The following is a 13,745-nucleotide window of genomic DNA, read 5'->3' on the forward strand; positions in this document are numbered from 1 at the left end:
GTATCTCTGCGACACTAGCCTCATGCGGCCTATTGGAGTCGTCAGTACGGCCACCGACACACTGCCCGCCGAAGTCCGAGCGCTGTTGCGCGGCGGACTGCCCCTCAGGGTGGAGCTGTGCGGCCCGGCGCTGCTGGGCCTGCATGGCGTGCACGCACGCGCGTCGCATCCGAAGGATGGGGCCAGTCGGGCACGAGCTTTGGACGGTCTACTGCGCGAGCAGCTTGATCGCTTCGAGAACGCCGAGCTCGCCCCGGCCGTGCGACTGTTGTTCGGAGCGGAGGCGACGACCTCTGGGGCCACCTTGACCGCCCGCCGTCGAGCGGCGGCCATGGCCTCCGGGTACGAGGTGAACCACTTCCGCAAGCGCATCGAGCCAAAGCTGGCTGCGCTGGTGGCATGGCAACTGCGTCGTGACAGTGAAGAATTCGATGCCCGACACGCCACTGCGCCCAGATTGCACGCTCCTTCCGGTCCGTTGCATCTGCCGGAGGATGTATTCGCTTGGGAGGCTACCGAGCACCAGCACGCTGTGGCAGTGCTATGGGGTGCGGTTTACCTGCTGCGGGCCGAGTTGCTGACAGTTGCGCGCCTGGTCAGCATGGGCGCCCCACAGGCTGAGGCCGACCAGGCGGCCATGCGGGCGCTGTGGCGACACGCCCTGGTTCTCACAGCCGTGGCCCGCTACCACAGTGCTTACGGCGCCAACGTTCTACACGCAGCAGTGGGACTGAGTCCGCTGGAGATTGCCACCTACGCTGGGTGGACACCGTCACTCACCCCCACCCAGAACCTCCTCCTCGCCGAATTGGCCGACCCCGCTGGAGGCCTGGCCGACTTCGCTATGCGACTAGAGGCGGGCGTCACCGGTCGCGCGCTCATCACCGAATGGCTGCAGGCGTTGTCCGCCCATCCATCTGAGCACCAGCAAGCCTTCGAGGAGAAAGTGACCATTCTGTGAGCCTTGATGCCCTGCTCGATCCGAACACGCCACCGCGCCGCTATGTCGTTACAGGTGGCCCATCAGCCGGCAAGGAGGGCGTGCTCACCGAGCTGCACACCCGTGGCATCCCAGCGACCGAAGGCGAGCCTGCACGAGAGATTTACCGCAAGCACCGCGACCGACTCGGTCGGCACCTACAGGTGGGGGACCGCCGCAGCTACTCCCGTGACGTGCTGGAGGCCTTCATCGCCGAGTACTCCGACCACAAATTCGGGCTGCGTTTTTACAACCGCGGGATACCCGATGGGTACGGCTGGGACGCCTTCTTCGGCCTTGGCCCCTATCCGGAACTAGAGGAAGCGGCCCGGATCTATCGCTACGAAGCGGTGTTCGTACTCGACCCGCTGGACGACTTCAATTCGGAAGATGATCTAGTATGGGCCAAGGAGCGCGAGATCCGCCGTGTCCACGAGCTGATCATCCAGGGCTACTACAACGCCGGCTACCGGCCCATCTTCGTCCCTGCCGATGAAAGCGGCCGCCGCGTCGATTTCATGATCGCCCAGCTTCCCGTGCCAACGACCTGACCCTGTGAGGGGCGATGGACGACCGTAGCAACAATGTGGAGATCATCAGCCCGAACAACGTGCTGGCCAACGCGATGCTACGCACCATTGACATGGTTCGCCCCCGACTACAGGCCGCAAACCCAGAACGAGTGGCCTTCTGTGTCGGCACCCAGATCAACGGCGCGCCTCACCTTGGCACCTCGCTGGTCCAGACTGCCGCGTTTCTGCTCGCCAAAGCGACAAAGCGGACGTTCAACGTGGACGCGGTGGTACGATTCGGGGCTCTGGACAATGCGCCATACGACATCCAACTCGCCCCCGAAACACACCATGCCTATCAGCAGGCCTATTTCCACGCCCTGGGCGAGCACGGCGTGGATGATCTGATCGGCAAGTACTATCGGGCAATGTTCGACTCGCTGGCAGACGCCACAGGTGTCGACTACGAGATCGAGACCTACTCGCGCCGGCAGGCCGACCCGGCCTTCCGGGGTGAGTTTCTCGCCACCCTCGGACGGCTCGAACAAATCCGCTGGCCGCTGGCCCCCTCGCATGGGCAGGTCCATATTCGACTGCCGTGCCCCGAGTGCGGCTGGGCTGAAAAGCGGGCCGAGCGAACGCGACTGCTGAAGATGGGATCCTGGGGCGCGGACTTCTCGGCCGTCTGTACCGAACATGGGGACTATAGAGTAGCAATCACTTCCGACACCAGTGCCTATCTCGACCTTGCGACGCTCTATCGGAACCTAATCAAAGAACGCCTGGCCGCCCGTGACCACATCACCCTATCGGTCATGGTCAAGGGTGGTGACTGGGCCTACGGATGCCAACTCGTCGACGAGGCCTTCGCTCACCTGCCCGGTCTGGTACCACCTCCGCGGGTGTTCACTCCTATGGTGCTCACAGACGCTGGTGCGAAACTATCCAAATCGCTTATCAGGGAAGGAAAGGTAGCGTCGCCGCCTGGCACCCACCCATGGATGCTGGACGTCACCGAGTGGCCCGGCGATGTCGACTCCTACGTCGACGCCATGGTCTGGCTCGTCTCCAAGATGCTGGCCGACCCGAAACACTTCTACCGCTCGTACACGTCTCAGGAACTTGACCGGATCATGACCGCTCGCCCAACGAAGAAGGCGGGCGTACGCGCCCGCGAGATGAACCTTTATCGCCGGTACTTCGACCTCGTCGCCGACGGCCGCAAGACCATCGAAGTCCGCGTTCAGTACCCTAATCTGCGTAGCCTCAAGGCCGGCGACCACATTCGCTTCGTCTGTGGCCGAGACGACGCTCTCACCAGGGTGAAGCGTGTCGCCCGCTACCGAAGCTTCGAAGAGTTGCTAGACACCGAAGGCCCTGAGGCGGTCAATCCGACCAGCCCTCGCGACCAGCAGCTCGCCAACATCCGCCGGATTTACGGCCCGGAGAAGGAAGCACTCGGCGTCCTGGCCATCGAGATCGAACTAGTCGGCCAAGCCACACACTAAGCTGCTGGTCGCCGCGCAAACTTCATCGTAGGTCGCCCCTGTCACCACCTGCAAGGCAACCACCAGTGACATGCCCTGTGTTTTCCGGACACCGAAGTAAATGAGCTATATCATGCAGCGGCTCGCCTGCCGAACCATTCCTCGAGAACTTCCAGCGGTGGCCGATATCCCAACATGGAATGCAGGCGCCGACGATTATAGAAGCCCTCAATATACTTAATCACAGCGGTACGTGCTTCCGTCACGCTCGTGAAGCTACGATGATGAACGAACTCCGTCTTCAGCTTGCCGAAGAACGATTCCGCCATCGAATTGTCGAAACAGATCCCCGTTCGCCCGACCGACTGCCTCAAACCATGCCGGCGCAGCGTGGCAGCGTACATGTGAGACGTGTACTGACCACCCCTGTCCGAGTGAAAAATCGCTCCAACGGGGAGATCTACCCGCATCGCGGCCATGTCGAGGGCTGCGCACACCAAACCGGCCGGATACCGCACATCCAATGCCCACCCGATCACCGCCTTCGAAAAGCAATCAATGACAGTGGCCAGATAGAGCGGCCCCTCCCCGGTCTTGATCTCGGTGATGTCGCCGACCAGCTTGGCTCCGGGCTCCTCAGCGGTGAAGTCGCGGCCCACCGGTCCGGGACCGGGCCGGCCGCCTTGTCCGCGACGTCAGCCCACGCCGCCGCTTGACCTGCACCGGCGTCAGGCCCAGGTCCCGCATCAACGCCCGCACCAGCTCATCATCGACCTCGATCCCCATCCGCCCCAGCGCCGCATGAACTCGCCGGTAACCGTACGTCCGCCCCGATTCGGCGAACACCTCCTCGATCAACGGCTTGAGGTCCTCACGACGCCGCTTCCCGGCCGACATCGGCCGATCCCGCCATTCGTAATACCCCGATCTCGAAACCCCGAGAAGACGGCACATCATGGGCAGGCCGAAGTTGGCCTCCTCCGCGTGGATCAGCGAGAACTTCTCACCGGCTACCGCTCCCTCGCAAAGAAGGCCGCGCATATATTCAGGAAGGCGTTCTCCTGCTCAAGTTCCGCGATCCGACGTTCCATCTCGCGTACCCTCGCACGCTCCGCGGCATCCCGGGCCGGCTCGGTGTTCCCCGACCGGCGGCGCTTCTCCCTGGTCACCCAGTTCCGCACGGTCTCCCGCGATACACCGAAATCCTTGGCCGCCTGCCCGATCGTCGACCGCTCGTCCAAGACGGCCTTGACGACCTCGTCCTTGAACTCCTCTGAGTAGTTCTTCCCCGCCACGAACCTTCCTTCCCAGACCAGTCAGCACCCTACTTGGCACCGTGTCCGGAAGATCAGGGGCACCTCACACGCACAGTCATCAGCGAGCGGTATTACCTGGCCGACGCGCTTTTTCTGGTGGTCCTGGAAGGCGAAGTGAACATGCTCGACAGGGTCGCCGCCGCCGTACGAAGCCCCCATTGGCCGTTGTCGTTCGGGCGTAAGGCGTACGTTCCGGCCCGTCCGCTGCTCGAACCAGGAGAAGGGCCCGAAGCGCAGCCCGCCGAAGAGATCCTGAAGCGACACCGATGGCTGGGGGAAGGACCCCAGCCCACAGAGCCGCTGCGGACGGTGGTCGAGTGTTCGCCTGGGATGGCCGGGGCGGAGGTTCGGTACGACCAGCCGGTCAGTTTCAGTGCGAATGATCGGCGGTTCGCCGCGCGGGCCGTCCGGATCGGCGAAGTGGTGCTGACGAGCGAAGGAGCGCGCCAGTGTTCCTGACCAAGCTTCTCATCAACCCCAGGTCGGCCGCATTCCGCCGCGATGTCGCCGACGTCCACGACATGCACCGCACGGTGATGTCCGGCTATCCCGAAATGCCGCCCACCGGTACGTTCCGCAGTGAGCACGGCGTGCTGTGGCGCATCGACACACTCCCGAACGGCCACATCATCCAGTACGTCCAGAGTCGTACCGAACCCGACTGGAGCGGCCTCCCCACCGACCTCCTCCTCAAAGCGGCAGAGGTACGTTCCCTACAGCCGGTGCTGGACGCCGTCGCGCCCGGCCGGAGGTTCGCGTTTCGGCTGATGGCCAATCCGACGCGCTGCGCGCATGCCAAGGACAGCACAGACCGCAAGCGCGTACCGCTGCGGCAGCCCGCCCAGCAGCTCGAATGGCTCATCGGCAAGGGCGAGCAGCACGGTTTCGTGATCCCGGTCAGCCGCCAGGGCGGCCCCGACGTGGCGCCCAGCCCGGCCCCGAGGTTGATCGGAAAACGCCGCGAGAGCAGGAAGATCACCATCGATCCGGTGCGGTTCGACGGGCATCTCGTGGTCACCGACCCCGAACTGTTCACCGCCGCGCTGACCACCGGCATCGGCCGGGCCAAGTCCTACGGGTGCGGCCTGCTGAGCCTGGCCCCGGCCAGAGTCAAAGCGTAGGAACGACCATAGGGGTGCCGGTCACCGGATCAGGTACGACGACGCAGGGCAGCCCGAAGACGTCCTCCACCAGCGCCGCGTCGATGACCTCCCCCGGTGCCCCCTCCGCCACGATCTTCCCGTCCTTCATGGCCACGATGTGGTCGGCGTACCGGCACGCCTGGTTGATGTCGTGCAGTACCGCCACGATCGTGCGCCCCTGGTCGCGCAGCCGCGCCAGCAGGGCCAGCAACTGGTACTGATGCGCGATGTCCAGAAAAGTGGTCGGCTCGTCCAGCAGCAGGTGCCCGGTCTCCTGGGCCAGGACCATCGCCATCCACACCCGTTGCCGCTGCCCGCCGGACAGTTCGGTGACCGGGCGGTCGGCGAGGTCGGTGACGCCGGCCGCCGCCATGGCGTCCGTCACGGCCCGTTCGTCGGCGGGGGACCAGGTGGACAGGGGTGTCTGGTGGGGGTATCGGCCGCGGGCGACGAGGCGTCTGGCCACGATGTTCTCGGGGGCGAGCAGGTTCTGGGGCAGGAAGGCGACCTCCCTGGCGATGGCCTTGGGGCGGTAGCCGCGGACGTCCTTGCCGTCCAGCAGTACGGCTCCGGCCTCCGGCCGCAGCAGGCGGACCAGGGCGCGCAGCAGGGTGGACTTACCGGAGGCGTTCGCGCCGACGACGGCGGTGAAGGCGCCGTCGGGGACGGCGACGTTCAGGCCCGCCGACACCACGCGCTCGCCGTACCCGAGCGTGATCTCCCGCGCGGTGAGCCGCGCGCCGGTGGACGTCATGCGCGCCGCACCTCCCGATAGAGCAGCCAGATCAGATAACAGCCGCCGATGACCGTGGTGACCACCCCGACCGGCAGCGAGATGGGGGCAAGCAGCAGTTGCGCGGCGAGGTCGGCGGCGAGCAGGAGTACCGCGCCGGTCAGGGCGGCCGGTGCGAGCGGTACGCCGGGCGCGCCCGCGAGCCTGCGGCCGATCTGCGGCGCGGACAGTGCGATGAAGGCGATCGGGCCCGCGACGGCGGTGACCGTGGACGTGCAGGTGACCCCGGCGAGTACGAGGAGCAGGCGCAGCCGGGGGAGGTCCACGCCGGAGGTCATCGCGACCTCGTCGCCGAGCGCGGACTGCTGGATCGCGTGCGCCAGGAAGGGCGCGCCGGCGGCCAGTACGCCGATGACGGCGAACGGCAGCAGCACGTCCTCCCAGTTGACGCCGTTCAGCGAACCGGCGTGCCAGGCGGTGGCGGCGATGGCGACCTCCAGTTCGGCGCGGAGCACGATCCAGGAGTTCAGCGCGACCAGGATGGCGTTGACGGCGATGCCGATCACGATCAGCCGCAGGCCGCTGAGCCCGCCGCGCGCCGACAGTACGTACACCGCGGCGGCGGTCACCAGCCCGCCCACGATCGAACCCACGGCGAGCTGCGCCGACGTGCCGCCGAGCATGGTGATCACGACCAGCGCGCCGGTGTAGGCGCCGGAGTCCAGGCCGATCACGTCGGGGCTGCCGAGGGGGTTGCGGGTGAGGTTCTGGAAGATCGCGCCGGACAGGCCGAGCGCCGCGCCGAACACCAGGGCGGCGGCCACCCTCGGCGCGCGCCACTCGGTGATCACGACCACGGCGTCCCCCTGTCCGGCCAGGGCGCGCAGTACCTCGACGGGACTGGCCCAGGTCGCGCCCTGGCACAAACCGAGCAGGGCGAGCCCGAGGGCGGCCACGACCAGCGCGGCCAAGGTGACGGCGGTACGCCGGTCGACCGCCGCGGAGTACGGTCCGAAGCGCAGTACGTACGCCTTCACAGGGACACCGTCCCGTAGCGGCGGACGGCCCAGATCAGGGCGGGGCCGCCGAGGAAGGCGGTGACCACGCCGACCGGGACCTCGCCGGTGGGGAGGAGGACGCGGGCCAGGACGTCGGCGGCGACCAGCAGAACCGGGCCGACGATCACGGTGAGGGCGATCAGCCAGCCGACCGAGCCGCCCGCCGCGCGGCGGACCAGGTGCGGCACGATGAGCCCCGCGAAGGTGATCGGGCCGGCCACCGCCGTGGCGGCTCCCGCCAGGAGGGTCACGATGAGCAGGGCGACCACGCGGGTGCGGGTGACGTGGCCGCCGAGGCCGTGGGCGACCTGTTCGCCCAGGGCCAGCGCGCCCAGCGAACGGCTGAGGGCGAGCGCGCCGAGCACCGCACCGGCGATCACCAGCAGCGGCAGGGTCAGCGGGGCCTGTTCGCGGCCGGCCAGCGAGCCGATCGACCAGAACCGGTACTCGTCGAAGACGTCGGGCAGCATCAGCCGTAGCCCGAGCGATAGCCCGGCGAGCACTGAGCTGAGCGCGAGGCCGGTCAGTACCAGCCGCAGCGGCGACGTACGCCCGACCGCGTAGACCAGCGCGGCGACCAGCACCGCCCCGACGGCGGCCAGCGTGAGCTGGGCGGGCTGTGACCCGCCGAGGCCCAGCGCGCCGCCCAGGGTGATCGCGAACCCGGCCCCGGACGTGACGCCGAGCAGGCCGGGTTCGGCCAGCGGGTTGCGGGTCATCGCCTGGATGAGCGCGCCGGACACGCCGAGGGCCGCGCCGACCGCGATTCCGAGCACCGTCCGGGGTCCCCGCACGTCAAGGACGATCAGGTGGTCGTCGGTGCCCGCGTACGCGGTCAGCGCCCGCCACACCTCCTCCAGCGGAACGCCGTGCGCGCCCACGCTCACGCTGGCGACGGCCGCGACGACGAGCAGGACCACCCCCCCTGCCAGGAAGGCGAACCGCCGCGGGGAGTCAGTCTTCGACAAGCCCGGCTACTCCGCGCTTCCAGTAGCCGGTGATCAGCGCGTCCATCCGTCCGGCGCTCCACGCGCGCAGCGGCTTGATGTCGCCCGCCTCGCCCGCCGCGAACAGGAAGGCCCCGCCGGGCAGGTCCAGCGAGCGCACGACGTCGGCCAGTCTGGACCCAGCCGAGTCCCGGACCAGCCGGACGATCTCCACCCCGGGCCGCCCGGCAGGCAGCGGGTAGTCGTGTTCGGCCGGATCGTCGCATTCGATCACGAGGTGGGCGGAGACGTCGGCCGGGGCCTCCTCCAGCCAGCGCGCGGCGGCGGGCAGCGCCGTGGCGTCCACCGCGAAGACGTAGTGCCCGTAGGTGTGCGGGAACGCCTTGGCTCCGGGCGGCCCGGCGATCACCACCGCATCGCCGACCTGGGCCTTCTCCGCCCAGGTGGAGGCGAGGCCGCCATCGTGCAGCACGAAGTCGAGGTCGAGTTCGCGGGCCGCGGCGTCGTAGCGCCTGATCGTGTACTTCCGGGTGGGCGGCATGGGGTGCGGCCAGTCGAGCATCTGGTGGTCGTTGGGGACGGGGGCGCGCAGCGTGCCGTCCGCGTCCGGGAACACGATCTTGACGTGGTCGTCGGCCTGGTAGGTGTGGAAGCCGTCGAGCCCGGGGCCGCCGAGGGTCAGCCGCAGCATGCGCGGGGTCAGCTCGTGGCGGGCCGCGATCGTGGTGGTCCGGACGCCGATCGGGTACGGCACGCGGACGTTGCCGCTGCCCGCCCGGTGGTGCGCGGCCACCTTCTCCCGCGGGTCGGACCGATCTTCCGTCGCATGGTGGCTCATGGCTTCACCAGCGGCGCGAGCGCCTGGTCGATGGCGTCGAGGGTCTGCGTCGCGGACCGGTAGGTCGCGGCCTCGGTGTACCGCAGCGGGAACGCCTTGCCGGCCTTCACCGCGGGCAGCGATGCCCACAGCTTGGATTCGAGCACGTGCTTGATGGCCGCGTTGGGCGTGCCGTCCGGCTGGACGGAGTACGTGATCACGTCGGCCTCGCCCAGGCTGTCCGGAAGCTCCTCGATCGCGGAGTATTCGGCGACGTCCTTGCTGCCGCCGCCCTTCTCCTTGACCTCGCCGTAGTAGGTCACCCCGATGTCCTGCGCGATGTTGGTGCCCCAGGAGCGGGCGTACTCGCGCTGGAAGGTCCCCTTGGCGACGTCCCCGTACGACCCGACGTGCCCGAACTTCAGGCCCTTGAGCGCGTCACGGTACTTCCCGGTCAGCTCACCGGCCTTCTTCTCGTAAGCCGCCTTCTCCGCCTCGAAGTAGGAGAGCCGCCCGGCCGCGTCGGACTGGCGGCGGGACAGTTCGCGCCAGGCGTCCGGGACGGTGGGACCGATGTGGATGGTGGGCGCGATCGACGCGAGCCGCTTCATGTCCACGTCGGCGAGCACCGGCTTGGGCACGCCGATCACGATCAGGTCCGGCTTGGCGGCGGCGATGGCCTCGTAGTTGGTCTCGGCGGCGGTCTCGCCCGCGACCTTGGTCAGCTTCTCGTACGTCGCGCGGTCCGCGTCCGTCATCAGCGGTACGCCGCGCTGCCAGGTCGAGATCCCGGCCAGAGAGGCCCCGGCCTCGATGAGCACCGGCACCGCGTAGCCCGTCGCGATGACGCGCTTGGGGTCGGCGGGGATGGCGATGTCACCGTTGTCGGCCTTGAAGACCCGGGTCTGGGCCGCGCCCTCCGATCCGGCCGCGCCGGTGGAGGCGGTGGAGGAGCCGCAGCCCGCCAGCAGGGCGAGCGTGAAGGCCAGCGCGCCGGCCAGGCGCCAGGGTGGTCGAGGGGACATGAGGAGAGGTCTTTCCGTAGCGAGCGGTTGCGTTGCGCATGCCGGGCATACCGGACATATGCACAGCTATTTAGGCTAGCCTTACCTTAATCACATGGATATCGCGGGGAGGACATCCGATGTCGCTGGTGGGTCACTTCGGGCCCGATCCGGTGCGCTGCGAGGAGTACGGCTACGGGCTGGGCGGCCTCGACGGGATCTTGGTGCTGAAGTACGCCTCGGCCTCCCACCTGGACTTCGGTGAGAGCCGGCAGGACCTGCTGCACCAGCTCTACTGGTCCCCGGACGGCGTGCTCGCGGCCTGGCACCGCCGCGAGACGTCCTTCGTCGGGTCGCACGAGGCGTACTGGGTGCATCGGGCGGTCACGCACGAGGTACGCGCGGGCGACCGGCAGACGGTCTACCGGATCTGCCTGCGCGAAGTGCCCCCGGCGCTGGCGGGGCTGCGGGCCGGAGCGGTGCCGATCGACGCCGCCGCGGGCGAGCTGATCCGCGAGATCGCCGCTTCCGGCGTCGAGGTACGGCGGGCCGTGGCCGCCCGCGCCCGGATCATGACCGGCCTCGGTCCCCCCGCCGATCCCGGCCACGGACCCGAGAACAAGGGCACCGGCTACGCCGTGACCGTCGCGCGCACCCTCAGCCGCGACCCCGCCGACCCCCGCACCCTGGCCGACTGGGCGGACCGCCTGCACATCAGCGTCAAGACCCTGCAACGCGACTTCGTGCGCGAGTTCGGCATGCCGTACTCCCGCTGGCGGGCCCGGCTGCGGCTGCGCGCATCACGGGTGCTGCTGGAGAACCACCAGGTCGCCGAGGTCGCCCGCCGGGTCGGCTACGCCACCCCCTCGGCGTTCATCACCGCGTTCACCAGGGAGTACGGCTGCACCCCCGGCCGCTACTCCACCCCAGCGCCAGGCCGGGCCAGGTGGCAGGACGCCTGATGGCCCGGTGCCACCTCGACCTGTGGAGGCGGCACGGTCGCGCAGGTGTCCCGCGCCAGCGGGCAGCGCGGGTGGAAGGAGCAGCCGCCCGGCGGGTCGAGCGGGCTCGGCGGCTCCCCTTCCAGCAGCGCCTCGCGGTCGCCGCGCAGCGCGGGGTCGGGCAGCGGGGCCGCCGCGTGCAGCGCCTGGGTGTAGGGGTGGGCGGCGTGGCCGTACACCCGCTCCTGGGGGCCGGTCTCGACCACCCGGCCGAGGTACATGACCGCGACCCGGTCGGCCAGGTGGCTCACCACGCCGAGGTCGTGCGCGATGAACACGTACGCCAGCCCCAGTTCGGCGCGCAGCCGTTCCAGCAGGTTGACGATCTGCGCCTGTACCGAGACGTCCAGCGCCGACACCGGCTCGTCGCACACCAGCACCTCCGGCCGCAACGCCAGCGCCCGCGCGATGCCCACCCGCTGCCGCTGCCCGCCGGAGAGCTGGTGCGGATAGCGCCCGGCGTGGCCGGGGCCGAGCCCGACCAGTTCCAGCAGTTCGCGCACCCGCCGGTCGCGCTCGCCGCGCGGCGCGAGGTCGGGATTGACGTCGAACGGCTCGCGTACGCTCGCCGCGACGGTCATCCGCGGGTTCAGCGAGCCCGAGGGGTCCTGGAAGATGAGCTGGACCCGCCGCCTGGCCCGGCGCAGGTCGCCGCCGCGCAGCTCGTGCAGCGGCATGCCGAGCAGGTCCACCTCGCCGGAGGTGGGCCGTTCGTGCGCGGTGAGCATCCGGGCCAGGGTGGACTTGCCGCACCCGGACTCGCCGACCACGCCCAGGGTCTCCCCTGCGCGCAGTTCCAGGCTGACGCCGTCCACGGCCTTGAGCACCCCCACCGTCCGGCGCAGCGGCCCCTTACGCACCGGAAAGTGCTTGACCAGGTCGGTCACCCGAAGGACGGTACGGCTCACGCGCTGCCCACCTTCTCCCACTCGTGGCAGGCGGTGCTCCGGCCGCCGCCGAGGTCGTGTTCCGGCGGATTGCGCTCGCAGTCCTCGATCCGGTACCGGCAGCGCGGCCGGAAGCGGCACCCCTCGTCGGGGACCGACAGGTCGGGCGGCGCGCCGGCGATGACGGCCAGTTCCCGGCCGCGCAGGTGCGGGCGGGGGATCGCGCCGAGCAGGGCCTCGCTGTAGGGGTGGCGCGGCCGGGCGAACACCTCGGCGGCGGTGGCCTGCTCGACGACCCGCCCGGCGTACATGACGGCGACGCGGTCGGCCATGTCGGCCACCACGCCCATGTCGTGCGTGATGAGCAGCAGCGCGGTGCCGTGCTCGCGCTGGATGTCGCCGAGCAGCCGCAGGATCTGGGCCTGCACGGTGACGTCGAGCGCGGTGGTCGGCTCGTCGGCGATGATCACGTCCGGGCGCAGCGCGATGGCCAGCGCGATGCCGACCCGCTGGCGCATCCCGCCGGAGAACTGGTGCGGGTAGTCGCCCGCGCGCCGGGCCGCCGCCGGGATGCGGACCTGCCCGAGTACGTCCACCGCGGCGCGGCGGGCCTCGTTGCGGGACATGCCGCGGTGCGCGCGGAACAGTTCGGCGATCTGGTAGCCGACGCTGAGCACCGGGTTCAGCGCGGACAGCGCGTCCTGGAAGATCATGGAGATCGTGGTGGAGCGCAGCGCGCGCCGCCGTTCCTCGGGCATGGCCAGCAGGTCCTGCCCGTGCAGCAGGACCGTTCCCGCGGTGACCCGGCCGTGCGGCGGCCGGATCAGGCCCATGATCGTGCGGGCGGTGACGCTCTTGCCGCTGCCCGACTCACCGAGCAGCGCGAGGGTCTGCCCGGCGTCGAGGGAGAAGCCAGCTCCATTGACGACGTGCGTGCTCCCGAGACGCACGTGCAGATCGGAGACGGTCAGTACGGGGGACTCTGGCACGGGTGCTCCTAGCGCGTCCGGGGGTCGAAGGCGTCCCGCAGCGCGTCGCCCAGCAGGACGAAGCCGAGCACCGTGACGCTCAGGAACAGCGACGGGAAGATCAGCAGGTGCGGCGCGGTGGTGAAGTACTGCTGGGCGGTGTTGAGCTGCACGCCCCAGGAGATCGCCGGGGTGCGCAGCCCGACGCCGAGGAAGGTCAGCGCCGACTCCGAGGAGATCACCAGGCCGATGTTCAGCCCGGTGAGCACCGCGACCGGGCCGAAGGAGTTCGGCAGGACGTGCCGCAGCAGCACCCGCCCGGTGCGCGCGCCGACGCCGCGGGCCGCGGCGACGTACTCGCTGCCCGCCACGGCCAGTACCGAGCCGCGCATCACCCTGGCCAGCGGCGGCCAGCCGAACAGCACGAGCACGGCCGCCACGGTGACCTCGTTGCGGACGCTGAGCGTCTGCAGGATCACGATCATGCCGACCAGCGCGGGGAAGCCGAAGAACACGTCCATGACCCGCCCGATCACCGCGTCGGCCCAGCCCCGGTAGTAGCCGGCCAGGCTGCCCAGCACGACGGCGATGGCCAGCATCCCGGCGGTGGCCAGCACGGCGACCACGACCGACGAACGCGTGCCGTACACCACGGTGCTGTACAGGTCACAGCCCTGGACGTCGAAGCCGAACGGATGTCCGGCGGTGGGCGGCTGCGCGCTGCGGATCAGGTCGCAGGCGCGGGGGTCGCCCGCGCCGAACCAGCCCGCGAACGCCTGCGGGACGGCCGCCATCGCGGTCATCAGCACGGCCACGAAGGCGGCGATCAGGAAGCCGGGCCTGCGGCGCAACCGGGACCACGCCCCGCCCCCGGGAAGGGGCGGAGGCGGGGTC

General features: G+C 69.4%; 17 protein-coding genes. 6 read left to right on the forward strand and 11 right to left on the reverse strand.

All coding sequences use genetic code 11. The annotated features are described in order from the left end of the window. Positions 1 to 22 precede the first annotated feature (22 nt). Genes DP939_RS08405 through DP939_RS47685 form a run of 3 tightly spaced genes read left to right on the forward strand, consistent with a single transcriptional unit; the run spans position 23 to position 2,999 of the window. Entirely contained in the window at positions 23 to 961 is a 939-nt protein-coding gene (locus DP939_RS08405) for a hypothetical protein (RefSeq protein WP_147267926.1), read from the forward strand. Further along, positions 958 to 1,530, forward strand: a complete 573-nt coding sequence (locus DP939_RS08410; protein ID WP_113980019.1) for an AAA family ATPase — start codon at positions 958 to 960, stop codon at positions 1,528 to 1,530. Before DP939_RS08405 ends, DP939_RS08410 begins: the two co-directional genes overlap by 4 nt. A gap of 14 nt (positions 1,531 to 1,544) precedes the next feature. Further along, positions 1,545 to 2,999 (forward strand): ASCH domain-containing protein, encoded by a 1,455-nt coding sequence (locus tag DP939_RS47685; protein WP_225878104.1) that lies wholly within the window; start codon positions 1,545 to 1,547, stop codon positions 2,997 to 2,999. Between the two features lie 110 nt (positions 3,000 to 3,109). Here DP939_RS47685 and DP939_RS08420 read toward each other — a convergent pair whose 3' ends face one another. From DP939_RS08420 to DP939_RS08430, 3 genes are all read right to left on the reverse strand, one after another. After that, positions 3,110 to 3,637 (reverse strand): IS3 family transposase, encoded by a 528-nt coding sequence (locus tag DP939_RS08420; protein WP_113980020.1) that lies wholly within the window; start codon positions 3,635 to 3,637, stop codon positions 3,110 to 3,112. Further along, positions 3,615 to 3,875: an IS3 family transposase gene (locus DP939_RS46065; RefSeq protein WP_158578506.1), complete on the reverse strand. Its 261-nt coding sequence runs from the start codon at positions 3,873 to 3,875 to the stop codon at positions 3,615 to 3,617. The genes DP939_RS08420 and DP939_RS46065 overlap by 23 nt, the downstream gene beginning before the upstream one ends. A 113-nt stretch (positions 3,876 to 3,988) precedes the next feature. After that, positions 3,989 to 4,273: a transposase gene (locus DP939_RS08430; protein WP_113980022.1), complete on the reverse strand. Its 285-nt coding sequence runs from the start codon at positions 4,271 to 4,273 to the stop codon at positions 3,989 to 3,991. 33 nt (positions 4,274 to 4,306) lie between these two features. Between DP939_RS08430 and DP939_RS08435 the strand changes: the two genes are divergently transcribed. Together DP939_RS08435 and cas6e are read left to right on the forward strand one after the other, a co-directional pair. Beyond that, on the forward strand, positions 4,307 to 4,753 hold the full coding sequence (locus DP939_RS08435) for a type I-E CRISPR-associated protein Cas5/CasD (RefSeq protein WP_113980023.1): 447 nt from the start codon (positions 4,307 to 4,309) through the stop codon (positions 4,751 to 4,753). Beyond that, the gene (cas6e, locus tag DP939_RS08440) at positions 4,744 to 5,415 is read left to right on the forward strand and encodes a type I-E CRISPR-associated protein Cas6/Cse3/CasE (RefSeq protein WP_113980024.1); all 672 of its coding nucleotides are present in this window, start codon (positions 4,744 to 4,746) and stop codon (positions 5,413 to 5,415) included. The genes DP939_RS08435 and cas6e overlap by 10 nt, the downstream gene beginning before the upstream one ends. Here cas6e and DP939_RS08445 read toward each other — a convergent pair. From DP939_RS08445 to DP939_RS08465, 5 genes are read right to left on the reverse strand one after another with little or no spacing between them, the layout of a single operon-like run. Beyond that, the gene (locus DP939_RS08445) at positions 5,405 to 6,190 is read right to left on the reverse strand and encodes an ABC transporter ATP-binding protein (protein WP_113980025.1); all 786 of its coding nucleotides are present in this window, start codon (positions 6,188 to 6,190) and stop codon (positions 5,405 to 5,407) included. The genes cas6e and DP939_RS08445 overlap by 11 nt on opposite strands. Continuing rightward, positions 6,187 to 7,206 (reverse strand): FecCD family ABC transporter permease, encoded by a 1,020-nt coding sequence (locus DP939_RS08450; RefSeq protein WP_113980026.1) that lies wholly within the window; start codon positions 7,204 to 7,206, stop codon positions 6,187 to 6,189. Before DP939_RS08450 ends, DP939_RS08445 begins: the two co-directional genes overlap by 4 nt. Beyond that, positions 7,203 to 8,195, reverse strand: coding sequence for a FecCD family ABC transporter permease (locus DP939_RS08455; RefSeq protein WP_113980027.1), 993 nt, complete (start codon positions 8,193 to 8,195; stop codon positions 7,203 to 7,205). Before DP939_RS08455 ends, DP939_RS08450 begins: the two co-directional genes overlap by 4 nt. Further along, entirely contained in the window at positions 8,182 to 9,012 is an 831-nt protein-coding gene (locus DP939_RS08460; RefSeq protein ID WP_113980028.1) for a siderophore-interacting protein, read from the reverse strand. The genes DP939_RS08455 and DP939_RS08460 overlap by 14 nt, the downstream gene beginning before the upstream one ends. Continuing rightward, positions 9,009 to 10,016 (reverse strand): ABC transporter substrate-binding protein, encoded by a 1,008-nt coding sequence (locus tag DP939_RS08465; protein ID WP_113980029.1) that lies wholly within the window; start codon positions 10,014 to 10,016, stop codon positions 9,009 to 9,011. Before DP939_RS08465 ends, DP939_RS08460 begins: the two co-directional genes overlap by 4 nt. A gap of 119 nt (positions 10,017 to 10,135) precedes the next feature. Here DP939_RS08465 and DP939_RS08470 point away from each other — a divergent pair, with 119 nt between their 5' ends. Continuing rightward, positions 10,136 to 10,957 (forward strand): helix-turn-helix transcriptional regulator, encoded by an 822-nt coding sequence (locus DP939_RS08470; RefSeq protein ID WP_199565018.1) that lies wholly within the window; start codon positions 10,136 to 10,138, stop codon positions 10,955 to 10,957. Here the strand turns inward: DP939_RS08470 and DP939_RS08475 are convergent. From DP939_RS08475 to DP939_RS08485, 3 genes are read right to left on the reverse strand one after another with little or no spacing between them, the layout of a single operon-like run. Then, complete coding sequence (locus DP939_RS08475) at positions 10,912 to 11,904, reverse strand: ABC transporter ATP-binding protein (RefSeq protein ID WP_113980030.1); 993 nt, start codon at positions 11,902 to 11,904, stop codon at positions 10,912 to 10,914. The two genes, DP939_RS08470 and DP939_RS08475, sit on opposite strands and share 46 nt — an antisense overlap. Beyond that, complete coding sequence (locus DP939_RS08480) at positions 11,901 to 12,872, reverse strand: ABC transporter ATP-binding protein (RefSeq protein ID WP_113980031.1); 972 nt, start codon at positions 12,870 to 12,872, stop codon at positions 11,901 to 11,903. The genes DP939_RS08475 and DP939_RS08480 overlap by 4 nt, the downstream gene beginning before the upstream one ends. Before the next feature lie 8 nt (positions 12,873 to 12,880). Next, positions 12,881 to 13,702: an ABC transporter permease gene (locus DP939_RS08485; protein WP_199565019.1), complete on the reverse strand. Its 822-nt coding sequence runs from the start codon at positions 13,700 to 13,702 to the stop codon at positions 12,881 to 12,883. Between the last annotated feature and the right edge of the window lie 43 nt (positions 13,703 to 13,745).

It is taken from the genome of Spongiactinospora rosea, from assembly GCF_003315795.1.
Lineage (GTDB): Bacteria > Actinomycetota > Actinomycetes > Streptosporangiales > Streptosporangiaceae > Spongiactinospora > Spongiactinospora rosea.